This window comes from Martelella sp. NC20, assembly GCF_013459645.1.
GTDB lineage: Bacteria > Pseudomonadota > Alphaproteobacteria > Rhizobiales > Rhizobiaceae > Martelella.
Genome location: NZ_CP054861.1, coordinates 205,448 through 228,865, shown reverse-complemented (window position 1 = coordinate 228,865; position 23,418 = coordinate 205,448). Strand labels below are relative to the sequence as shown.

The 23,418-nt window shown below is 61.8% G+C and carries 20 protein-coding genes and 1 pseudogene; 18 read left to right on the top strand and 3 right to left on the bottom strand.

Going from position 1 to position 23,418, the window contains the following annotated elements:
- Window positions 1-129: 129 nt before the first annotated feature.
- Window positions 130-1,029, bottom strand: a complete 900-nt coding sequence (locus HQ843_RS01090; protein WP_180900216.1) for a LysR family transcriptional regulator — start codon at window positions 1,027-1,029, stop codon at window positions 130-132.
- 95 nt (window positions 1,030-1,124) lie between these two features.
- Between HQ843_RS01090 and HQ843_RS01085 the strand changes: the two genes are divergently transcribed.
- The 13 genes from HQ843_RS01085 (at window position 1,125) to HQ843_RS01025 (ending at window position 16,205) form a co-directional block, all read left to right on the top strand.
- Window positions 1,125-2,105: a Bug family tripartite tricarboxylate transporter substrate binding protein gene (locus HQ843_RS01085; RefSeq protein ID WP_180903382.1), complete on the top strand. Its 981-nt coding sequence runs from the start codon at window positions 1,125-1,127 to the stop codon at window positions 2,103-2,105.
- 66 nt (window positions 2,106-2,171) lie between these two features.
- Entirely contained in the window at window positions 2,172-2,705 is a 534-nt protein-coding gene (locus HQ843_RS01080) for a tripartite tricarboxylate transporter TctB family protein (RefSeq protein ID WP_180900218.1), read from the top strand.
- Between the two features lie 6 nt (window positions 2,706-2,711).
- On the top strand, window positions 2,712-4,229 hold the full coding sequence (locus HQ843_RS01075; protein WP_180900219.1) for a tripartite tricarboxylate transporter permease: 1,518 nt from the start codon (window positions 2,712-2,714) through the stop codon (window positions 4,227-4,229).
- Window positions 4,226-5,656: a sulfatase family protein gene (locus HQ843_RS01070; RefSeq protein ID WP_180900220.1), complete on the top strand. Its 1,431-nt coding sequence runs from the start codon at window positions 4,226-4,228 to the stop codon at window positions 5,654-5,656. The genes HQ843_RS01075 and HQ843_RS01070 overlap by 4 nt, the downstream gene beginning before the upstream one ends.
- A complete protein-coding gene (locus tag HQ843_RS01065; RefSeq protein ID WP_180900221.1) occupies window positions 5,650-6,378 on the top strand; it encodes an SDR family NAD(P)-dependent oxidoreductase in 729 nt (242 codons plus the stop codon). Before HQ843_RS01070 ends, HQ843_RS01065 begins: the two co-directional genes overlap by 7 nt.
- A 28-nt stretch (window positions 6,379-6,406) precedes the next feature.
- Window positions 6,407-7,174: an SDR family NAD(P)-dependent oxidoreductase gene (locus HQ843_RS01060; protein ID WP_180900222.1), complete on the top strand. Its 768-nt coding sequence runs from the start codon at window positions 6,407-6,409 to the stop codon at window positions 7,172-7,174.
- A 12-nt stretch (window positions 7,175-7,186) separates the two neighbouring features.
- Complete coding sequence (locus tag HQ843_RS01055; protein WP_180900223.1) at window positions 7,187-8,110, top strand: NAD-dependent epimerase/dehydratase family protein; 924 nt, start codon at window positions 7,187-7,189, stop codon at window positions 8,108-8,110.
- A 57-nt stretch (window positions 8,111-8,167) separates the two neighbouring features.
- A complete protein-coding gene (locus tag HQ843_RS01050; RefSeq protein ID WP_180900224.1) occupies window positions 8,168-9,223 on the top strand; it encodes an L-idonate 5-dehydrogenase in 1,056 nt (351 codons plus the stop codon).
- A 541-nt stretch (window positions 9,224-9,764) separates the two neighbouring features.
- Window positions 9,765-10,808 (top strand): substrate-binding domain-containing protein, encoded by a 1,044-nt coding sequence (locus HQ843_RS01045; RefSeq protein WP_180900225.1) that lies wholly within the window; start codon window positions 9,765-9,767, stop codon window positions 10,806-10,808.
- Between the two features lie 112 nt (window positions 10,809-10,920).
- A complete protein-coding gene (locus HQ843_RS01040; RefSeq protein ID WP_180900226.1) occupies window positions 10,921-13,458 on the top strand; it encodes an ATP-binding cassette domain-containing protein in 2,538 nt (845 codons plus the stop codon).
- A gap of 12 nt (window positions 13,459-13,470) precedes the next feature.
- A complete protein-coding gene (locus HQ843_RS01035; protein WP_180900227.1) occupies window positions 13,471-14,454 on the top strand; it encodes an ABC transporter permease in 984 nt (327 codons plus the stop codon).
- A gap of 21 nt (window positions 14,455-14,475) precedes the next feature.
- On the top strand, window positions 14,476-15,192 hold the full coding sequence (locus HQ843_RS01030; protein ID WP_180900228.1) for an amidohydrolase family protein: 717 nt from the start codon (window positions 14,476-14,478) through the stop codon (window positions 15,190-15,192).
- 17 nt (window positions 15,193-15,209) lie between these two features.
- Window positions 15,210-16,205, top strand: coding sequence for a sugar-binding transcriptional regulator (locus HQ843_RS01025; RefSeq protein WP_180900229.1), 996 nt, complete (start codon window positions 15,210-15,212; stop codon window positions 16,203-16,205).
- A 26-nt stretch (window positions 16,206-16,231) separates the two neighbouring features.
- On the opposite strand, the gene HQ843_RS01020 is transcribed toward HQ843_RS01025, so the two are convergent.
- Window positions 16,232-17,197 carry a sugar-binding transcriptional regulator gene (locus HQ843_RS01020; RefSeq protein ID WP_180900230.1) on the bottom strand — a complete coding sequence of 322 codons (966 nt, stop codon included), beginning with the start codon at window positions 17,195-17,197 and terminating at the stop codon, window positions 16,232-16,234.
- 174 nt (window positions 17,198-17,371) lie between these two features.
- On the opposite strand from HQ843_RS01020, the gene HQ843_RS01015 reads away from it, so the two are divergent.
- From HQ843_RS01015 to HQ843_RS00995, 5 genes and pseudogenes are all read left to right on the top strand, one after another.
- A complete protein-coding gene (locus HQ843_RS01015) occupies window positions 17,372-18,847 on the top strand; it encodes a sulfatase-like hydrolase/transferase (protein WP_180900231.1) in 1,476 nt (491 codons plus the stop codon).
- Window positions 18,848-18,886: 39 nt separating this feature from the next.
- Window positions 18,887-19,966: an extracellular solute-binding protein gene (locus tag HQ843_RS01010; RefSeq protein WP_180900232.1), complete on the top strand. Its 1,080-nt coding sequence runs from the start codon at window positions 18,887-18,889 to the stop codon at window positions 19,964-19,966.
- A complete protein-coding gene (locus tag HQ843_RS01005; RefSeq protein ID WP_180900233.1) occupies window positions 19,956-21,743 on the top strand; it encodes an ABC transporter permease subunit in 1,788 nt (595 codons plus the stop codon). The genes HQ843_RS01010 and HQ843_RS01005 overlap by 11 nt, the downstream gene beginning before the upstream one ends.
- Before the next feature lie 2 nt (window positions 21,744-21,745).
- Entirely contained in the window at window positions 21,746-22,864 is a 1,119-nt protein-coding gene (locus HQ843_RS01000; protein ID WP_180900234.1) for an ABC transporter ATP-binding protein, read from the top strand.
- A gap of 164 nt (window positions 22,865-23,028) precedes the next feature.
- Window positions 23,029-23,199 (top strand): annotated as a pseudogene (locus HQ843_RS00995) (IS5/IS1182 family transposase); the annotation flags it as partial.
- On the opposite strand, the gene HQ843_RS29260 reads toward HQ843_RS00995, so the two are convergent.
- Complete coding sequence (locus tag HQ843_RS29260) at window positions 23,175-23,327, bottom strand: aromatic amino acid lyase (RefSeq protein ID WP_246710464.1); 153 nt, start codon at window positions 23,325-23,327, stop codon at window positions 23,175-23,177. The pseudogene HQ843_RS00995 and the gene HQ843_RS29260 sit on opposite strands and share 25 nt — an antisense overlap.
- Window positions 23,328-23,418: the final 91 nt, after the last annotated feature.

Below are 23,418 nucleotides of genomic sequence, written 5' to 3'. Positions count from 1 at the left end.
GACTGACGTCGTTTACATAGAGCATTCTCCCGAGATATCTGAGACGTAGCTACGGCTTTCGACCAGAAACAGCTGACACGTGGAAGAAAGCAAGCCCGATAGCGGCGATGCCTTCTCCGGTGCTCCCGGCTAGAATTCATCCTCCTGCAGCGTCAGAACTCGCAGATGCTCGAGCATTTTCTCGGCGGCCGGGCTGAGCCAGTCGTCGGGCAGGCGCTGGATGCCTGTGGTCCGTTTGGGCAGCGGCCGGGACAGCGGCAGTTCGGTTAGGCCGGGGTGTCCCCGCAGGATCGGGGTGACGGCGAAGGTGAGGGCGTCGGACTGTTCCAGATAGGTGGTGATGAAACCGTTGGAGGTCGAACGTATCCGGGCGACGGGCGGGCTCAGGCCCTCGGTCTGGAACAGCCCGTCGAGCCGCTTCTGGGCGTTGACGGCCTTGTCGGGCATGACCCATGGAAACCCGAGGAGATCCGGAAGCTCAAGCGTTCCTGCCCGCTCCAGCGGGTGCCCCCGGCGCGCGACCACGGCGTAGCGCGCGGAAGCAAGCGGCTCCGAATGGAGATCGGAAAACTCCGGGTCGTCGGTTAGCTCGGTGAGGATGAAGGCGACCTGTCCGCGCCGGACCAGTTCGGCAAGCTGGCGCTCGAAACCGCCGATCACGCTGATCGAGACGCCGGGCAGGTCCTGCGTGGTCAGGTTGATCGCGCGCGGCAGCAGACCGGTCAGCCAGATCGGGCCTGAACCCACGGAAAGCTCCGTCTCTTCATGTTCCTGCAGATGCCGGATTTCGTGCTGGGCGTCTTCCAACTGCCGGAAAATGCCTTGCGCCCTGCGCACCATCACACGTCCGAACACGGTCAGCCGCATGGCCTTGGGAAGCCGCACGAAAAGCTGCGCTCCCACTTCGTCCTCAAGCGCCGCAAGGCCGCGGCTCAGTGCCGGCTGGGTCATGTTCAACTGCTCTGCCGAGCGGGTCATCGACCCCGTTTCGGCTATGGAAAGAAGGTAACGCAGGTTTTGCAGGTTCATGTTTACGATTACCAAAATGCATGAGGAATGCGTTGTTAATTATTTGCATTAATGAAGCCATCTCTTTAGCCTTTGTCAAATCCAAGGGAGGAGAAATGATGATTTCCAGATCACTGGCCCGCTTTGCGGGTGTCGCACTTTCGTTTGCCGCTTTTGCCGGCACGGCCGCCGCGCAGGATTTTCCGACGCGCCCGATCACGATGATCGAGCCCTGGGAGGCCGGCACTTCCGGCGACATAACCGCGCGGATCGTTGCCGAATTCGCTGCCCAGAAGCTGGGGCAGCCGATCGCGGTGCAGAACATCGCCGGCGGCGGCGGCGCCAAGGCGATGCTTGCGCTTTCCGAGGCCGATCCCGATGGCTACACGATCGGCAATTCGTGGGTCGCCACCCAGATCATGGTGCCTACATTCGAGCCGCGTATCGGCTTCGATCCGATGGGTTTCGACCCGATCGGGCTGATGTGGGTGAACCCCTTCACCTTGACGGTTGCCGCCGATCATCCCGCAAACAACGTTGATGAATTCGTTGAATGGGCAAAAGCCCAGGACGGTGTCCTGAGAGTTGGCGTCTGCCCGGCGGTCAGCCTGCCGCATGTGGTGATGCGGCGGTTCCTCGAAGTGGCCGAGATCACCAGATATCAGCCGATCCCGGCGGACGGTTGCGAGACCTCGAATATTCAGGGCCTGTTTGACGGCTCTCTCGACTTCACCACCGGCGCGCTCGGCGCGGTGAAGATCTACGGCGACAAGATCAAGACGCTCGCGATCTTTACCGAAGAGCGCTCCCCGATCGAACCCGGGATTCCGACGGCGAAGGAACAGGGCTACGACCTTGACTGGGGTGCGGCGACCGCCGGCTGGTCGGGACTGGTCGCGCCCGAGGGCACGGATCCGGAACGCATGAAGAAACTTCAGGACGTGTTCCGCGAGGTCATCAATTCCGAGCCCTTCAAGAAGAAGATGTTCGAAGGCGGGTTCACCGTCCAGTACATGGAGCCGGATGCGTTTCAGGATCTCTGGCAGGTTTCGCTCGACCGGCTGGCGCCGGCACTGGAAAACCTGAAGAAAAATTGAGCGTTTCGCGCCGCTCCATACCATTGGCCGGCGGCGCGATTTCCTTTCAGACCTGAGGTTCTCCCGATGTCCAACGACGAAACCTTTCAGGCTCCGCAACGGGAAACGGCAACCCGGTCGCAAGACCTTGCCGCCGTCGTCGTCGGAGCAGGATCCTTCATTCTCGGCCTCTGGATGGTTCTGGATATCGCGGCGATGGAAGACAATCCCATTGCGTCGCTGTCGGGCGGCATCGATGCCAAGCAGTACCCCACATGGCTGGGCGTGGGCCTGATGGTCCTGGCGGTCGCCGTCATCATCCGCCCCGCGACGCGGCTGATTTCCGTACGCGGCCGGCCCGATGAAACTTTGCCGTGGGCGCGCATTATCGGCGTCGTCGTGGCGCTGTTTCTCTATCTTCTGGCGTTTCCGCGGTTTGGCTATATCGCCTCGACCACGCTTTTCGGCGCCGCGCTGATGGTTGCCGGCGGCGCGCGCAGGCCGCTTTCGATCGTCGGCTTTCCGGTGGCGTTCTCGCTGGCCCTTTACTGGCTGGTGCGGATCGTCTTCGACATTCACCTGCCCTTCGGGCGGTTTCTCACCGCCCTGATCGGAGGCTGAAGGACAATGGATACCCTGCTTTCGGCGCTGGACCTTGCCGGCGTTCTGTCGCTTCTTCTGGCCATCGCTGTCGGCATCGGCGTGGGCATCATCTTCGGCGTCCTGCCGGGCATGGGGCCATTGCTGGGCATTGCACTTGCGATTCCGTTCACCTTCTACATGGATCCGGTCCCTTCGATCGCCCTGCTGATGGGCATCTATCAGGGCGGCAATTTCGGCGGCGCGGTCACCGCGATCATGATCGGCGTTCCGGGCACGCCGATGGCCGCGGCGACGCTGCTGGACGGCTTTCCCATGGCCCGGGCCGGCCGCGTTTCCGACGCGCTGGTGCTTGCCACGCTGTCTTCGTTTGCAGGCGCCCTTATCAGCGCGGTCCTGCTGATCCTGCTGTCGCCCTATCTCGCCGCCGCCGCCGCCAATTTCGGCCCGATGGAGACGATGCTGCTGGCGGCGCTCGGCCTGTCGACCGTTGCCTCGCTCACCGGAAAATCCCTGCCGCGGGGCCTGCTGGCGGCAGCGCTCGGGCTGTCGGCTGCAGCGATCGGGACCGACCCGATCCTCGGCCTGCCGCGCATGACGATGGGCCTCAGCGGCCTCGATGGCGGGTTCAACCTCGTTGCTCTCCTGATGGGGCTGTTCGCGGTCTCCGAGCTTCTGACCCAGGTGGCCGAAGGCGAACATCTGAAGGCAGGCCGCGTGCGCCTTCAGTTGCGCAACGGCGTCCTGCGGAACTTCCTCGGACGCTGGAAGAACTGGCTCCGCTCCAGCGCGCTCGGCATCTTCATCGGCGCCATTCCCGGGATCGGCGGCGATGCCTCCGCTTATATCGCCTATCGCGTTTCCCGTGACTTTTCCGATGAACCCGAGAAATTCGGTCAGGGCGCGGACGATGGCGTCGTGGCCTCGGAATCCGCCAACAGCGCAACGACCGGCGGAGCGCTTCTGCCGATGCTTGCGATCGGCATTCCGGGCGATCCGGTCGTGGCGGCGCTCATGGGTGGGTTTCTCATCCAGGGGCTCACTCCGGGGCCGCAACTGTTCCAGCAGAATCCGGAAATCGTCTATGGCGTTCTGGCGGCGTTTCTGCTCGGCGCATTGCTGCTGTTGCCGATCGCGCTGATCATGCTGCGCGCCCTGATCCGCACGCTGGCCGTCCCCAAACCCTATCTCATCGCCGCCGTCGGCATGTTCAGCGTGCTCGGCGTGTTCATGGTGCAGCGTTACATGTTCGACCTCTGGGTGTTCTTCGCCTTCGGCCTGATCGGCTACGCGCTTCGCCTGGCGGCGATCCCGCTCGCGCCGCTGATCATCGGCTACGTGCTGGGATCGACCTTCGAGGAGGAGCTGAGGATGACGTCGCTGGTCACCGGCGGCGACTGGGTCGGCTTCTTTCTGAACCGGCCGGCCTCGCAGATCATTCTGGCGCTTCTGGTTCTCGTTCTTTTCACGCCGATCGTGCAGGCGCTGCTGCGCCGCCGCGCACGCCGCAAGCTTTCCACTTCGACACGTGAGACCCATTCATGACCGATACCCGTCCCAATATCGTCTTCGTCATCACCGACCAGCAGAGGCACGACACGATCCGCGCCATGGGTTTTCCCTACATGGATACGCCCAATCTCGACGCGCTGGTGGAAGAGGGTACGGCCTTTTCGAACATGTATGTGACGTCGCCGTGCTGCGCGCCGTCGCGGGCGAGCCTGTTCACCGGGCTCTATCCGCACAATTCAGGCGTCCTGCGCAATGACGAGGTCTGGCCCTCGACCTGGGTCAGCGATCTGGCGGCGGCCGGCTATCACTGCTGCAATGTCGGAAAGATGCATACCCATCCCTTCGAGGCGCCGTTCGGCTTTCATGAGCGCCATGTCGTCGAGAACAAGGACCGGGCCCATCCGAACCTGCCGTTCTTCCTCGACAACTGGGACAAGGCGCTGATGGCGCGCGGCGTCGAGAAACCCGACCGCCGCAGCTACCGCCGCCGGCAGGACTATGCGACCGCGCTCGGCGCGTTTTCATGGGAGCTCGACCGGGACCTGCATCCGGACGTCTTCACCGGCCGGCTCGCCTGCCGCTGGCTGAAGGAATGGAATGGGACAAAACCGTTCTTCCTTCAGGTCGGCCTGCCCGGGCCGCATCCGCCCTACGATCCCGCGCCGGAGGACCTGGAGCCCTATCTCGACCGCGACCTGCCGGCGCCCATTCCCTCGGACATAGAGGCGCAGCCGAAGGCGCTGCAGGAACTGCAGGCAAACCATATCCGCGACGATCACGACGCGGTGCGCCACCTCGCGCATCCGACCGATGAACAGACCCGGCGCCAGCGTGCGCATTACTACGCCAATGTCTCGATGATCGACGGCATCATCGGGGAGATCAGGGCAGCGCTCGAACAACGCGGCGTGGCCGGTAACACGATCATCATCTTCACCTCCGATCACGGCGATTGTCTAAACGACCACGGCCATAGCCAGAAATGGACGATGTACGAACATTCCGTGCGCGTTCCGGCGATCATTCACGATCCGCGCCGCGCCGGCGGAACCCGCGTCGACGATCTCGTCTCGCTCATGGATCTCGGGCCGACCGTGCTGGAATTTGCGGGCCTTGCTCCCCCTTCATGGATGGAAGGCATATCGCTCGCGCCCTGCACCCGGGGTGAAACCGAAGCGCCGATCAGGACCGAGGTCTTCGCCGAGCTGGCGCGCGACATGATCCAGAGCAACGCGGCGTTCTTCACCATGATCCGGACCGGGCCGTGGAAGCTGGTGCACATTTCCGGAACGACGGAAGGGCAGCTCTTCAATCTCGAGAACGATCCGGACGAATGCATCAATCTCTGGGACGATGCGAACCATGCCGACATGCGCCGGCAACTGACCGCGCGGCTTCTGGAATGGCGCATCGAGAGTGGCCTCGCCGCCCAGGGCTGGCTCGGAAGGGTGGCATGCTGATGTCGGCGAACTGGGATTTTTCGGTGCAAGGCAAGCGCGTTTTGATCACCGGTGGTCTGGGCGGCATCGGCTCGGCGCTGGCGGAGGGTTTTGTCCGCTGTGGCGCGGAGGTCATCGTCACTGGTCGAGCGCCTGATCGTGCACCGCCCGAGGGCTGCCGATACGAAGCCGTGGACCTCACGAATGATGCCGATGTGGACCGTCTTGCCGAACGAACCGGCGCGATCGATACGCTGATCCACTGCGCCGGACAGATCGAGCGCGAACGGGAGATGCAGCCTGATGGTTTCAACGCGGTGCTCGACGTTCATCTGACCGGTGCGCTGCGGCTTGCCAATGCCTATCGCGCGGGACTTGCCGCGCGCGGCGGCGCGATCATCAATATCGCCTCGATGTTTTCCTATTACGGCGCGCCGCATATACCGGCCTATGCGGCTGCAAAGGCCGGCGTGGTGTCGCTGACGAAATCGCTGGCGCTTTCCTTTGCGGAGGAGGGCATCCGGGTCAACGCGATCGCGCCCGGCTGGATCCGTACGCCGATGACCGAGCGCGGCCGGGCCGACCCGGAGATCCGTCAGAAAGTTCTGACCAGATTGCCGAAGGGCGGCGACTGGGCCGATCCGGACGAGCTCTGCGGTACAGCGGTGTTCCTGGCATCGTCGGCGTCGCGCATGATCACCGGCGTCACGATCCCGGTCGATGGCGGATATACAGCCGCATAGGCAGGACGAAACAAGGGAGGACGTTTCGATGGCCGGACATATGCTGATTACCGGCGCCGGCGGCGGCATCGGTTCCGCCACGGCGCGCATGGCGGCGGCACGCGGCTACGCCGTGAGCCTGATGGTGCGTCCCTCGGGCAGCAAGGAAGCCTCGGTGCTTCTGGACGAGATCGCTGTAAAGGGCGGAGAGGCACAGGTGGTGACCGCCGATGTGACCAGCGAGGGCGATATCGTCGATGCGTTCAAAAGGGCGGTCGACCGGTTCGGCCCCCTCACGGTGCTGATGAACTCGGCCGGCATTGCCTACAACGCGCCGGTCAGCGCGCTCGGCTCCGAAGACATAGCCCGGGTGATGGCGGTGAATGTCGTCGGCCTGATGCTCTGCTGCCGCGAGGCTGTCGGCCACATGTCGACTGAAACCGGCGGACAAGGCGGTTCGATCGTCAATATTTCATCGATGGCGGCAACCATCGGCGGCCGTCCCGGGGCGAGCGTCTATGCCGCCTCGAAAGGCGCGGTGGACGTTTTCACCACGGGGTTCGCGCGCGAGGTCGCGGATCAGGGCATTCGCGTCAACAGCGTCAGGCCCGGCATGATCGCGACGAAGATGACCGCCAATCTGGAACACGATGCTGCTCTCAAGAAATCGGTGGAGGCTTCTATCCCGATGAAGCGGATAGGACAGCCGGAGGAGATCGCGGAGATCGTCCTGTGGCTCAGTTCGCCGGCGGCCTCTTTCGTGACCGGTGCACATATCAACGCCGGCGGCGGTGGATTTCACATCGCGTCTTCCTGAGGAGGAAAAAACATGACTGTACTGGTGACCGGAGCGACAGGCTTTATCGGCTCCTATCTGATACCGGTTTTGCTCGAGCGGGGCTACGACGTCGCTGCCACCGATCGCATGCCGGCGCCGGAATGGATCGCAAAGCTCTCCAATGTTTTCTATGTCCAGACCGATCTCGGTCGCGAAGCTGATATTCAGAAACTGATGGGCATCGTCCGGCCCGAGAAGATCGTACATCTGGCATCGGTGCTTGCCGGGCCGTGCGAGGCCGACCCGCTGCTCGGCTACCGCGTCAACTTCATGTCGACCGCAACACTGCTGGACGCCGGACTTGCCTACGGGCTGAAGCGCTTCGTGATGACGAGCGCCGGATCTGTTTTTGGCCAGGGCCTGCAGGAACCGGTGCGCAACGACGCCGAGCGGCTGCCGCGCACCGTCTACGGACAGACCAAGCTGGCTTGCGAGCACCTGATTGAATGGTATCGCCGGGTCCATGGGCTGAGCTGCGGCGCTGTCCGTTTCCCGTGGGTGTACGGGCCGGGCAGGAGCACCGGCATCACGGCCGAATATTCGTCGCTGTTGCTCGACAGGATCGCCAGAAACGAGCCGCTTGTCATTTCCAACCCCGAGGAGCGCGGCGACTGGCTCTATGTCAGGGACGCGGTCAAGGCGCTGATGCTGCTCCTTGAGCGGGAGGAGCAGCCCGAAATCAGCTATAACATCATGGGGAGCGTCCACAGTATCCGGGAGGCGATGACGCTTGCCATGCAGATCTTCCCGGAAGCGCGTGTAACCTTCGAAGAAAGTGCCCGGACAACCCAGCCCTACGCCTCTTCCTATGATGACAGCAAGGCGCGCGCGGATATCGGCTGGCAACCGGAATACGCGCTTGCCGATGGCATCAGGGAACATGTGACGCTGGTCAGGCAACGTCATGTGGCCTGATGCCGAAGACCGTTTGCCTCGGAACAGGGATCGCAGGATAGTCACGCGGGCCTTGCGATGCTGAAAGATTATGCAATCGTGGTTCATGCCGCGAAAGATCTGCGCTCGGAGACGCGCGATCTCGTGCCTCTCGGTGCGGGTGAGGTCAGGCTCGAAATGGCCTGGGGCGGGATTTGCGGCTCCGATCTCCATTTCTATCGTCACGGCGGAACCGGCGTTGCAAAACTCCGCCAGCCAATGGTTCTCGGCCACGAGCTTTCCGGCCGTGTCTGCGAGACAACGCAGGATAGTCGCGGTTTTGCCGTCGGCGATGCCGTCGTGGTTCATCCGGCACGCGTCTGCGGCCAATGCCATGGGTGCCTGTCCGGCCGGGAGCAGCTTTGCGAGGACGTGCGCTTTCTGGGAAGTGCGGCGCGCATGCCCCATTGCGATGGCGGCTTCCGGCGTTTCCTGACGATAGAGGCGACGCAGCTTCGGCGGGTGCCCGAAGGACTGCCGCTCGACATTGCCGCGCTGACCGAGCCGCTGGCGGTTGCCCTTCACGCCATCGCGCGGGCAGGCGACGTCGCCGGCCGCACGGTGCTGGTCATGGGCGCCGGGCCGATCGGCGCGCTGCTCGTTGCCGCGCTGAGGCTGAAGGGTGCCGCCCGGATCGCCGCCGCCGATATCAGCGACTTTCCCCTGAACCTGGCGAGGCGGGTGGGGGCGGATGAAACCTGGAACATGACCTGCACGGCCCCGGAAGACACATTCGATGTTGTTTTCGAGGCCACCGGCGTGCCCGACGGCCTTTCCGCTGCGATCTCGCGAGCACGCCGGGGCGGCGTCATTGCGCAAGTCGGGATCTTTGCGGCCGGGCTCGTGCCAGCCCCGCTGTCTCTGGTTGTCGGTCGCGAGATCGATTTAAGGGGCTGCTGGCGTTTTGGCAGCGAGTTCAACGACGCCCTCGGAATGCTGGCCGACCATTCCCCACAGTTCAGCAATCTCGTGACACAACGGTTTTCCGTCGATGACTATAAAGATGCCTTCGAGACGGCTTCGGACCGGACACGCGCGATGAAAGTCCTGCTCGACCTTGCTGTGACGAACAAGGGGGCTGGAAGTCCGTGCTGACGCATTGAGACAGGGGTGACCGCTGGTTTTACGGTCGAGAGTGGACCTTCGACGCGACACTGATAGATATGGGATGTCGAACGGAAGCGTTGTAGTTTCTCAAGTTTCATGCTCGGCCCGGCCTTCTTCTTGCGGCCGTCCAAGATTTGTCCTCAGGGCGGCGGTAGAGACCGTATAGAATTTTGTGCCCTGCCGCCGCGCCGCACGAACAATTCGCTACCATTGCCTCGAAGCATTCGATGCATGGAAAGTCGCCTGCCTGCCTGCCTGAAAATCAGCGAACCTCGGGGGACTGCTCGGTCCGCTAAATTCAACGCGACAACGCCATCCAGCAATTCGGCGTCCCCGAATCCCGATCGCATCAGGCGTTATGCCGTCGGGTTGCGGCGCTGCGGTCGTATGCATCGGGTGTTTGGGGAGGCGCTGAGGCGCAATGCAGCGCGCGCGACTTCCTTGACAGCCTCACTCAATGATGATCAATATATCGACTATCGATTATTTGATCGGCTTTAGGATATGCATTCCCAGGGAGGAGCCTCGAATGAAAGTCTCATTATTTCACGCAATAGCTGTGGCCGCGACCATGGCGATACTGCCGCTGCAGGCAGGCGCTCAGGAATTGTCCGGCAAGAAGATCGGCATTGCCGCGCGCGAAATCACCAATGACTACAACCGCGACATCATAGCCGGTGCGCGCGAAGTGCTCGAAGGGGCCGGCGCGGAAATCGTCGTGACCGACGGCGGCGGCGATCCGCGCCAGCACAACGAAAACATCGAGAACCTGGTCAATTCCGGCGTTGCCGGTATCATCGTGCAGCTCGGCGATGCCCAGCAGCTCGCACCCGTCGTCGCCAAGGCAAACGACGCCGGTATCCCGGTCGTCACCACCTCGGTTGGCGCCACCACCGCCGGCGCGCTGGCGGATGTTGGCGGCGACGACGCATTGATGTCGGCGATGATGAGCCGCGCTCTGCTGTCGAGCATCGACTACAAAGGCGACGTTTATGTATTCTGGGTTCCGGGCGCGCCGCTTCTGGAAACCCGAAAGCGCGTTCTCGAGGCGGTTGCCGCGGACTATCCTCAGGTGACCCTGCACGAGGTCCCGACCGAGCATTCCGTTGCCCGCGTCCAGACGCAGATGGAAGACCTGCTGACCGCCAACCCGGCTCCCGGCAGCATCGCCGCGGTCTGGGGCGCGTACGACCTTCTGACCTCCGGCGCCGTTGAAGCGATCCGCCGCAACGGCCGCACCGAGATCAAGGCTGCGTCCATTGACGGCGACCGGATCGGCTTCCAGATGCTGCTCGATGAAAACAGCCCGTTTGTGGCCACCGTCGTTCAGGACGTGCCGACCATCGGCAGCACGGCGGCCGAGGTGCTGGTTGAAAAGCTCGGCGGCGCCGAGGAATTTCCGTCCGCGCTTTACACCGATGCTTGGCTGGCCGTACGTGGCAATGGCGTTGCCGCCGCTGAGAAGCGCTGGGGTCCGCAGATATGGGACGAACTCGGCATGGACAAAGCCGACGTCGAAGCCCGTTATCCCCAGGACAAGGATCTGGTGGTCATTCAGCCCATCCTTCCCTGACCGCATCTCCCGCATGTCAGCGGACCGGCGCCGTCTCTGTGCGGCGCCGGTCCACTTTCCAAATCAGGGTCATCTCCGAGCGGGAAGACCTGACAATCGTATGGTTTCGCCGATGACTTTGCATCTCGATCAAGCCCCTTTGGCGCTGGAATGCCGGAATATCCGCAAGGAATTCCCGGGCGTCCTCGCCCTTTCGGATGTCTCACTCCAGGTGCGCCGCGGCGAGATCCATGCGCTTCTTGGCCAGAACGGCGCCGGCAAGTCCACGCTCGTCAAAGTGCTGACCGGCGTCTACCAGCATGATGGCGGCGAGATTCTCGTCGAGGGCAAACCTGTCCGGATGTCGCGTGCTTCCGAGGCCGAGGCGAATGGCATCGTCATCGTTCACCAGGACCAGCAGCTCGTTGCCCAGTTCGACGTCACCCGGAACGTATTTCTCGGGATCGAACGCACCGGCGGCGCCGGTTTTCTGAACCTGCCGGAGATGCGGGCCGAAACGGAAAAGGCGCTCGCAAAGGTTGGCGCGGCTTTCACGCCAGACACTCTGGTGCGCGACCTTTCCGTGGCACAGCGCGAGCAGGTGGCGATCGCCGCCGCGCTCGTGCGCGATCCTAAAATTCTCATCCTCGATGAACCCACCGCCTCGCTTTCAGAAGCCGAGGTGGATCTTCTGTTCGGCGTCATCCGCGGTCTGCGCGACGATGGCGTGACCATCGTCTACATTTCCCATTACCTCGATGAAGTGCTGGATCTGGTCGACCGGATGACGGTGCTGCGCGACGGCAGGCTGATTGCTACGAAGGAGGTCGGAGAGACGTCGCGTCCGGACCTCATCAAGATGATGGTCGGTCGCGAGATCTCCCAGCTCTATCCGAAGGAAGACGTTGCGATCGGCGAAACAGCGCTGTCAATCAGGGATCTAGCGGTCGGCAATGCCGTACGCGGCGTTGATCTCGATATCCGCAGCGGAGAGATATTCGGCCTTGCTGGGCTGATGGGCGCGGGTCGGTCAGAGCTTGCGCTGGCATTGATCGGCGCAATGAAGCGAACACGCGGAACGGTGACGCTCAACGGCAAACCATCGAACCCGTCAAGCCCGAAGGCAGCCAAGAACGAAGGCTACGCGCTCATTCCCGAAGATCGCCGGCATGATGGTCTGATCGGCGAATTGTCGATGCGCGAAAACATGACACTGCCCAACATCTCGAAATGGGCGACATTTGGGCTCCTCAATCTAGGCCGCGAGAAGGCGGATGCGCAGCAGCTTCAGCGTGACCTCGCGATCCAGCCGCCGAACATCGCGACCACCACCAAGAACCTGTCCGGCGGCAACCAGCAGAAAGTGGTCATCGGCCGATGGCTGCCGGGCAATGCCGAGGTTTTCCTTTTCGACGAGCCGACGACCGGGGTCGATGTCGGTTCCAAGGTGGAAATCTACCGCCAGATGACGGCCCTGGCCCGGCGCGGGGCCGTCGTGATCCTGATTTCCTCGGATTTTGAGGAAATCGTCGGCATGTGCGATCGCGCCGCCGTCATGCAGAAAGGCAGGATCAATGCCGTTCTCGAACGCGACGAACTCGATGTAGCCACAGTGCTCTTTCACGCCTCCGGCGCGGACGAGCATGCCGAAAATTCCTCCACCGGACACAAGGCCGCCCCGCCTGCCGAAGTGGAAATGCGCGAACATCACGAGAGCGGCGTCGGCCGTTTCTTCGCTCGTTGGGGATCGTTGTTCGGCATGGCGGTCGCCATCGCGGTGATTGCGTTTCTCGCACCCCAGTTTCTCAATCCGGGCAACATCTTTGATGTGCTCAAGCAGGGGTCGGTGCTGGCCTTCATCGCTCTCGGCTTGACGCTGGTGCTGATCGCCGGCGGGCTCGATGTGTCCGCCGGCGCGATCAGTCAGTTCAGCTCCAACGTCGCTGCCGGCCTGATCGTCGGTTCTGCGGGAACCGCAGTGGCGCTCGGGGCGGGCATCGCCATCGGTGCTGTTGTCGGACTGATAAATGCGGCGCTTGTGCTGATATTCGCGATGCCGCCCTTCGTGGCGACGCTCGGCATGATGTTCGTGACGATGGGCGCCACGCTTCTCTATAACGGCGGCCAGGCGATCACCCTGTCGAACGAGCCCGGCTTCTTCTTCCTTGGCCAGGGATATGTAGGGCCGGTTCCGGCGGTCTTCATTCTTCTCGTCGTCATCACCGTCGTGCTCCACATCTTCCTGTCGCGCAGCCGCATGGGCCTCAGAATGTATGCGGTGGGACAGAATCTCGCCGCAGCCGAACTGCGCGGCATCCGCCAGCCGCGCTACGCGCTGGCTTCCTTTATCATAGGCGGCGCGGTTCTTGGTTTTGCCGGCGTGGTGCTGACCTCTTACAGCTATGGCGCCTCGGCGCTGGCCACCGGCATCGATTTTCTGATCAGCGCGCTGGCGGCGGCCTTCCTCGGCTCCACTCTGTCGCGCAGCGGTCAGCTCAATGTCACCGGCACTGTGGTGGCGGCAATGTTCCTTGCCTCGCTCTCGAACGGCCTGATCCTGATCGGCATCTCCAATCAGGTGTTGCCGGCCATTCAGGGAGCGGTGCTCATTCTGTCGATCGCGATCGGCGTCATACGACGGCGCGAGATCGGCCAAGTGCTGCTGTTCTAGGAGGTCGGCGAGATGAACCACGCATTGACACAAAAGTCGACCGGCGCAACCGTCGTCGGGTTTCTCCGAGACTACGGCGCGATCTTCGGCATGCTCGCCGTGCTCGCAATCTTCTACTATTTGCAGCCTGCGTTCCTGCATCCCAACAATGTATTGAACGTGCTGCGGCAATCCGCCGTGCTGATCGCGATCGCGCTCGGCATGGCGATCGTCATGTCGATGCGCGGGGTTGATCTTTCCGCGGCCCAGATCGCCGATGCCGCCGGACTGATCGCGGCCATGCTGATCATCAGGGGCGAGCCGACCTGGATGGCCTTTGTCATCCCGGTTGTGTTCGGTATCGTCGCCGGCGGGATCAACGGCATCCTCGCCGCCTATATCGGCGTTCCGGCCATTATCGGCACACTCGGCATGATGTTCATCATCCGCTCCGGCGAACTCATCCTCTCCAACGGCGCGGAACCGCAGATCCTGTTTTCGCTGCCGCGCGGACTGACCAAGGACTTCCTCTTTCTCGGCCAGGGAAGCATCGGTCCCGTTGCAACCCTGATCGTGCTGGCCGTCGTGCTCTTTTTCCTCGTCTGGGGGCTGATGTCGGTCACCGGCTTCTCGCGGCGGGCGAAGGCGATCGGCGCCAATGTGCGGGCCGCATATCTGGCAGGTCTGTCCATTCGCTCGGTCTTCGCCCTCGGTTTCGTCGCCTCCGGCGCGCTCGCGGCCATCGGCGGCGTGGCGCTTGCCTCGCGCACCGGGGTCGCCATGCCGCGCGGCGCCGAGCCTTTCCTGCTTGACGCCTTCGCGGCGGTCTTCCTGGGAACGCTGTTTTCCCGGCAGGGCGGGATCAGCATTCCCGGCACGCTCATCGGCGCGCTGTTCATCGGATTTCTGGGCAACGGGCTGACGATCGTCGGCCTCGGCGCGCCCTACCGTTTCGCACTCAATGGCGGCTTCATCCTCCTCGCAATGGCGGTGGGCGGACTGAAGCGCCGGACATGAACTCAAGGAAGGAAACAGGTCATGACGATTATCGATGCCCATAATCACGTCGGCACCATCAAGAAGGCGCATCAGTCCGGCGCCGACCTTGTTGCCAAGTTGGACAAGGCCGGGGTCGAAAGGGCGGTGATGTTCCCGTTCGTGGAGGGTGATTTCTCCAACGAGCCGATCCGGGACGCCCACAGGGAATTTCCCGATCGTCTTATTCCATATTGCGCGGTCAACCCCTGGAACGACAACGCGGTCGACGAGGTGCGGCGCTGCGTGGAGACCTACGGTTTCAAGGGGCTGAAGCTTCACCCCACCATCGGCGGGTATCACCTTTCCGATCCGAAGCTTTGCGATCCGCTGTTTGCCGTTTGCGAGGACTACGGCATTCCGATCGTCGTGCATGGCGCGAGCGACCTCTACAACTGCCCGCCGGAATTCGCGCTGATGGCCGAGCGGTTTCCGAATGTCACGCTGATCATGGCGCATATGGGTTTCTTCTGGTCCGTCGATCAGGCGATCCGCTTTGCGATCCAGTATCCGAATCTTTATCTCGAGACCTCCCGGGCGCCGATCTTCGAGATCCAGACGGCCGTTCGCGAAGCCGGCGCCGACAAGGTGATCTGGGGCACGGATTCGCCTTTCGTGGATTACGCGTTCGAATTCCAGAAAATGAGTAGCGCAACCGACGATACTGATGCTTATAGTAAGATCGTAGGCGGTAATATCGCCCGTATTCTCAAGCTCTGACCGTGGGTACGGATGAAGTGAAAAAGCCGGTTCCGCGCAATCCGGTCGACAATCCCGACCGGCGCCTTGACCTTGCTGCGCGCGCGGCGTGGCTTTCCTATGAAAAGCAGCGCACGCAGGACCAGATCGCCAGGGAGATGCAGGTCTCCCGGCAGGTGGTCCAGCGACTCATGGCGCTCGCGCACCGCGCGGGTCTGATCGAGTTCCGCCTGAAGCATGCGCTGACCGACTGCATCGAACTGGCCGAAAGGCTGCGGGAGAAGCTTGACCTCAGCTATTGTGACGTGGCGCCCAACGAATCCGAGACGATCGAGGATCTCGCGACAGTCGGCAGTCTCGGTGCACACTATCTCGAAACCATCCTGCCGCCGAGCGAACCCTTCACGATTGGCGTGGGGAATGGCCGGACGATGCGTGAACTGTCGCGTCGTATCGAGCGCCGCGACTTGCCGGAGTGCCGCTGCGTTTCGCTGATGGGCAATCTGACCCGCGACGGCAAGGCCAACAATCACGACGTGGTCAGTTGGATTGCCGAGGCGCTGGGGGCGGAATGCTACCCGCGCCCGATGCCGATCATCACCAACACGGCCGAGGAACGCCGGGTGCTTCAGGCACAGCCAGGCTATCAGTCGATCAGCCGTCTCGTTGCCGATGCGCAGGTGCTGATCATGGGGATGGGTTTTTTCGGCGCAAAGTCATCCCTTCTGGAGGACGGCTTCATCACCGCCGAGGAAACACGGCAGGCGATCGAGGCCGGCGCTGTCGGCGAGTTTCTGGGCTTTGCCATCAACCAGGAGGGCGCGATCGTCGCCGCAGAATATCACGAGCGCCTGACCTCATACCTCCCAAAGCCCGAGCAGCATCGCCCGGTCATCATCGTCGCCTCCGGCGCACAGCGCGCCGCAGCGATTATCGCAGCGTTCAAAGGCCGGCTCGCCAACGGTTTGATCACCGATGAAAATACGGCCCGGATTCTTCTCGATGACGAGCTGACGCAGAAAGGCAACCGGTAACGCTCGTGTACGGTGATCAGTGCCGGTCACGCTTCGACCGAAAGGGTTTCCAGAACGGCGCGGGCCACCGTTGCATGTGTGATCAGTGAGTTGACTATGCCGCCGCGGATGGCGGCGGCGATTGGTCCCGCCTTTTGTTCGCCGAAGGCGATGCATAACACATTCGGACATTTTGCAAGCTGGTCCAGCCCGGCAGCGATCGAGCGGTGCGACAACCCTGATTTCACCGACTGACCGTTTCGATCAAAGGTCTGTCCGCAAATTTCGCCGACAGCGCCGCTTTCCGCCAGTTCCAGACGCTCTTCCTGCGATAAAATGCTCCACAGCGATGTCTGTCCCTCGCGCAAAGCGCCCAGCCCGACGATGGCGAGCGTGACGGCGGGAAAGAGCGCGCTGACAATATGATAGTCCCGCTGGCGTCTGAGCGCATCGGCCGCGTCGCCATCGCTGGCGACGAGCGGCGCGTAGAAGGCGTTGCCGGGGCTGCCGGTCAGTTCCGCGATCCGACGCACCATCTCGACCGAGGTCTGACCGTTTGCCACGCCGGGCCATGCCCCGCCGAGCTGTACCACTGCGCGGGCGGAGAAGGGACGGGCATGCCGGGTCATCGCCTCCGTGGCAAGGGTCGAGGCGACACCCAGGATATCGTCCGGCCCGCTGATGTCGCAGAGCAGCTCCGCCGCCACCCGGCCCATGCTGTCAATACACATGTCCGTATCAAGGCCGGCGTCCTTGACGACGACGGCGTTTGCCAGGCCCATCTCCCGTTTCAGCATGGCGCTCAACTCATAGTCGACCGCGTCGGCAGGGTGAACGAATTCGATCCTGACAATGCCCTCGCGCAACGCCTTTTCAATTAAACGCGCGACGCGGAAGCGGCTGATGCCCAATTCCTTCGCGATGTCCGACTTGGCGATGCCATCCAGGTAAAAGCGCCGCGCCGCCGCGGCGCACAGAATACGGTCGGTAAAGCTGTCAACGTCTGCAGGCATCGGTGTTGGCGTGTCCTTATGGCGCTCATATGAGCATGTGTGCGTTACAATAGGTGGTTATTTCTGGATGAGAAACCAGAAAATTCCGTAAATTATTCGATTTTTTCTTGACGCTGACGAAAATGGAATGCTCATATGATTTTTGTAATGCACATATGAGCGATATGAGAATCCATGACTGATGGCGTGAAGCGTCCGAATATTCTGGTTTTGATGACTGATCAGCAGCGTTTTGACGCGCTTGGCTGCGCGGGCAATCCGGCGATAAGCACGCCCAATCTCGACCGGCTTGCCGCCGAGGGGGCGATGTTCCGTTCCTGCTATGCGCAGAATCCGATTTGCAGCCCGTCGCGGGCAAGCTTTGCGACCGGGCTTTACCCGCATGCCCACGGTCTGTGGGCCAATGGCGTCGAACTGCCCGAAGACCGGACGATGGTGTCACGCTCGCTGGCCGAGGCCGGCTATGATTGCGGTATGGCCGGAAAGCAGCACCTTGCGCCATGCGCCAATGGACCGGAGCCACGCCGGGAGGACGGCTATCGGGTCTATAAATGGTCACACGACCCGATTCACCGTTCCGCCGAAAACGCCTTTCACCGCTGGCTTGAGGACAATCATCCGGATATCTGGTCCCGGATCGGCGACACTTCCGGAGCTACGGCGGAGGCGGGCAATATTGCCAAGGGAGCAACGGCCGTCGATGTCCTGCCGGTGGAGGCTCACTACAGCCACTGGATTGCCGAGGAGGCCATCGCCTTCATCGGGGAACGTCGCGATGCTCCCTTCTATTTCATGGCAAATTTTTTCGACCCACATCATCCTTTCGGCGCGCCTGCGCCTTTCCGCGCGCTCTACGATGCGAAAAATCTTCCGGAACCCGTTGGCGGACCGGAAGAACTTGAAACCAAGCCGCTCGTGCAAAGCGAGTATCACCGGAAGTCCTATGGCGGACACGCGCCGGGCTTTGCCGAATATACACCAGAGGAACTGCGCGAGGCACGGGCCGGGTATTTCGCGATGGTTTCCATGATCGACGCGGAAGTCGGTCGCATTCTGGAGGCGTTGGAGGCGTCGGGCCAACGCGAAAATACGATCGTGATCTTCAGCTCCGATCACGGTGAGATGCTGGGTGATCACGGCATCATGCTGAAGGGGCCAATGCTTTATGACGCGCTGGTGCGCGTACCGCTGATCATGAGATGGCCTGGCCAGATCGCGCCCGGCCAGAGGCGCGAGGAAATCGTTCAACTGATCGATCTGACCGCGACATTGCTGGACGCGGCTGAAGCCGGTGACGCGCAGCAGGTGCAGGGCGAAAGCCTGTTGCCGATGCTGTGCGGCGGCGATGCGACGGATTGGCGCGACTGGGCGCTGGCGGAATATCGCGACAGCGGGCACAGCGCAACGCCCCCCGTTTTCACGACCATGCTGCGTGAAAAACACATGAAGCTGGTTGTTTGGCATGGAGCGCCAACAACACAGCGTCCGCGTGATGGCGAACTTTATGATTTGGGGCGTGATCCCACCGAACAAACAAATCTCTACAACGATCCCGCCTACAGGCTCGAGCGGGAGCGAATGAAGGACAGTCTGCTCGACGTTCTGGTCGCGACTGAATGGCCGCGTCCGGCGCGAACAGCGCAATGGTGACCTTGACGGTCGCATCTTTTAAAACTGGAGGAGTGTATCATGTTCAACAAGTTATCTGTTCTTACAGCAATGACGGCGGTAGTTCTGTTGCCGTTCGCCGCCCATGCCGAGCAGGTGGTGGTGGCTCATGCGGCCGGCATCAACGGTAACGCCGTGGAGGCAATACTCAAGGACTATTCGGCGGCGACGGGCGTCGATGCGGTCGGTATTACGATGTCGGACACGGACTATGGCGCCAAGATGCAGCTTGCCGCCAGGACAGGACGCTCCGATTTTGACCTTGCGCTCGGCGTGACCAGCGATATTTACAATCTGATCCAGCCGCAGGGCGTGTTCACGGCCATCGATACCTCCGGCTGGAACGCGGATGTTCTGGACGCGATGAAGGAGGCCGGGCTGATTGGAGAGGATTACGCCGTCTCGCAGGATACGGCAGCGCTTCTGGTCTATTCCCCGACCTTCGAGGACGATGCGCCGGCCTCTTGGAGCGATTTTTTCGATACCGCGAAATGGCCGGGCAACAGGGGCATGGCATCAGGCGGCATGGGCGTTCCCATCAATCTCGAATATGCGCTGATCGCATCAGGCGTTCAGCCGGATGAACTCTACCCGCTCGATCTTGAAAAGGCTTTTGCCGAACTGGACAGGGTGGCGGACAGCATCGTGTTGTGGGACAATGCGCCCAAGGGCATTCAGGATCTCGTCAATGGTGATACCGTGATGACATGGTCTTATGCCCCTGCGGCGCTGTCGGCGGTCAAGGCCGGTCAGGACATCAAGCTTGCAGCACCTCCCGGCACGGCGGTTGCCCGCCAGTACGCCGTGGTCATGGAGGGTGCCCCGAATGGCAACGAGGCCGCTCAGCAATTCCTGAAATGGTGGTTCGAACCGGAACAGCAGGTGAAATACACCGAACTGACCAATTACGGAATTGTCGTGCCGTCGCCGTTGATCACCGGGAATTTCACCGAGGAGCAGCAGGCCTATATGCCGTTCTCGGGCAATCACCCGGAAAACTACCGGACGATCAACTACGATTATTACAGTTCTGAGGGCGATTTGGGGCAGAGCAATCTCTCGCTCGTGCTTGATGGATGGAACAACTTCCGTGCTCGCTGACCAAGCCGGAATATCCGGCCGGCCCTTCGGGGCCGGCCGAAAAGGCGCGCTCCGGTCATGGTTGAGTGCCTGCCTGCACGCGCCGCTTCTGCTCGCATTTCCCGCGATTGTTTTCGTTGGCATCTTCGCCGTCTGGCCGATGGCGCAGTTTCTGTTCGACAGCCTGCGTGATGGTCAGTCGTTTTCGCTCATTCAGTTTCAGCGGTTGCTGGCCAGCTCGACCTTCTTCGTTGTTCTCGGCAAGACGCTGGTTACCGCCATCACGGTCACGCTTTGCTGCCTGGTGCTTGCCTACCCTATGGCCTATGCGCTGATGCGGGTTCCTGGCCGACTTAAGTCGGTGATGATCGGCCTCGTCGCTCTGCCCTATCTCACATCGGTGATCGTGCGCACCTACGCCTGGGCGGCGATCCTTGCCTTGCGTGGACCTGTCAACGAAATGTTGCTTGGACTTGGACTGATCTCGGAGCCGCTTCTGCTGGGCCACAGCGATTTCGGCACGATGATCGGCATGATCCACATTCTTCTGCCGATCGCGGTGCTGACATTGTGGTCGGGGATGGAGAAGATCGATGCGCACCAGCGCACAGCGGCCGCCAGCCTTGGGGCATCGCGGATCGAGGAATTCCTGACGGTCACGTTGCCGCAGTCGCTCCCTGGTCTCGGGTCGGCGGCTTCCCTTGTCTATATTCTCTCGCTCGGCGCCTATGTTATTCCGCAGACGCTCGGCGGAACGCGCGGTCTGCTGTTCGCGCAGATGCTGGTCGATCAGGCGACGACGCTTTTGAACTGGAACCTTGCCGCTGCGATGGCCGTGATCATGCTCGTCGCGGCCGCGGTTCCCGCCATGCTCCTCGCTCTTGCCGGCCGGGTGCGGTTGCGCGGACATGCCCATCACGCCATCGGCCCGGTGCAATCGTTGCTTTCGCAGAGCCTGTTTCCGATTTTTGAGCGCGTACCGGAACCGTTTTGGACATGGGCCTGGCGGATTTCGGCCGGGCTGGTCCTTGCCTTTCTGATCTTGCCGGAACTGGTGATCGTTGCGTTTTCCTTTGGACCGGAACAGGACATCAGCTTCCCTCCCGCCTATTTCACCCTGCAGGGATATATCCATACGCTCTCCGATCCGAGTTGGATGCAGCCGCTTCAGCGCAGCGTCGTCTATGCGGCGATCGACGCGCTGCTGGCCACGGCGCTTGGCGCGCTGGCAGCCTATGGCTTTGCGCGCAGCCGGCCGCGCTGGGGCCAGGCAGGGACTGCGCTCCTCGTTATTCCCATCGTGTTGCCGGAGATCGTGATCGCGATCAGCTATTTCATCTTTGCCAACCGTATCGGTCTGTCCGGTTCGGCGGCTGGCGTGATCCTTGGGCAGGGCGCCGCCGCGGTCGGACTGGTGGTTGTCATTCTCTCGGGTGTGGTTCGCCAGCTTGATGAGAATATCGAATACGCGGCGCTGATGTGCGGCGCTTCGCGCTTGCGAACCGTGCGAGAAATCGTGCTGCCGATGATTGCGCCCGGCTTGCTTGTCGGCTTTGTCTACGGCTTTCTCCATGCCTTCGACAATCTGGTTCTGCCGCTCTTCATTACAGGACAAAAACCGACCGTTACCGTGCGCATGTTTCTTTCTTTGCAAGAGGAACTGACATCCGCGCCGGCGGTCATCGCTTCGATTCTCATTGCAGTGCTGGTCATCGGATTGACGGTGGCCCTGGCTCTTGCGCGTCGCAACGGCGGCTTCGGTCTGCCGCTTTCGGCGGCCGACCTACGAAAGGACTGATCATGTCTGAGATCAATATATCGGTTGAAGCTGACCGTGGCGATCGCGGGCCGCAACCGGACTTCGTCAAGCTGGAACGCATCCGCAAACATTACGGGTCTGTTGTGGCGCTTGACGACGTGTCGCTCGACATTCGCGAGGGCGAATTCGTCACCTTGCTCGGCCCTTCCGGTTCCGGCAAGACGACCTGCCTTCGCGCCATAGCCGGCATGATGACGCCCGACGGTGGAAAGCTCTCGATCGCGGGACGGGACCTGTCGTCAGTGCCGATGAATCGACGCAATATCGGCATGGTGTTTCAGAACTACTCGCTTTTTCCGCATCTGACAGTGGCACAGAATGTTGGCTATCCCTTGCGTGTACGTCGGATCGGGCGGTCCGAGGCGCAGGCGCGTGTCGAGCGCGCGCTTTCCCTCGTCCGTCTTGATACGTATGGGGACCGCCGTCCTTCGGAATTGTCTGGCGGCCAGCAGCAACGCATAGCTTTGGCGCGTGCCGTTGTATTCGAGCCGGATGTGCTTCTCCTCGATGAGCCGCTTTCAGCTCTCGACCGGGTGCTGCGCGAGGAAATGCAGTTGGAGTTGCGGCGAATTCACCGCGAAATCGGAACCACGATGATCTGCGTCACCCATGACCGGACGGAGGCTTTGACGATGTCGGAACGCGTTGTTGTCATGCGCGACGGGCGGATCGTGCAGGATGCGCCGCCCGAGCAGATCTACCTTCAGCCTGAATCCCGCTTTGTTGCCGAATTCCTCGGCGAGGTGAATATCGTTGCGATGACCGCGAGCAATGACGGCAGGCATTTTCAGGACGAAGCGGGACGTTCGCTGGCGCTTGAGCCATCATCTCCCGCCGGAAGCAACGGCGCGGTCGATCTCGTGGTGCGTGTGGAGCATGTCGGACTGAAGCCGGCAGAAGAGGCGGTCGATGACGGACACCGGTGGCGCGGCGAAATCCGTGAGGCGTTGTTCCTCGGCGATGCCGTTCGCATGGTGGTCGACTGCCATCCCCATGTATTGGTTGCGCGCCTTCCGATCGAGCGTGCAATCGGTTTGAAGCCCGGCGATATCGTCGACATCGACCTGGCGATGCGCAGGCCCATGGTGTTTGCCCGATAGTGCTTGGTTTGCCTTTCGTCGGGACTACGAAGACGGATGGGCTCCGGTTTAGGCCCGTAAGAGTGCCTCTTGGCCGACAACATCCACTTAGCAGGCCGCTGAACAACTCCTAGTCAGCGGGCTGAGTTTGTGATTCGCTTTTGGCATTGCTTTGCGCGGGTGGCTTGACGCGCGGGCGATCGGATCACGGGGATGAGCTTTTCAGTTTTGTGCGACTTGAGGATCGCGTTCCGGCGGACCATCCGTTGCGGGCGATCAGGGCGCTGACGGATGAGGTTCTGGCGTCGCTCAGCGGACGTCTTGAAGGGCTCTATGCGCGCGTCGGTCGGCCTTCAACAAAGACGTCTCCTTCACCGATCATTGCAAGACCGATATGAGACGCAAGTGTGATATCGGCTTCGCCAACCGAACCGCGTTCCGGCACGACCGGGGTGATGCCCAGTTCGATAAACTGACGGTACATTTCCGCCACCGCCGGCTGCACGCCGGTTCGCCATGGACGCGGTGCGCGCGTAGCGAAGACAGGCTGAAGGCTCGAGACATAGCCAGCAAGT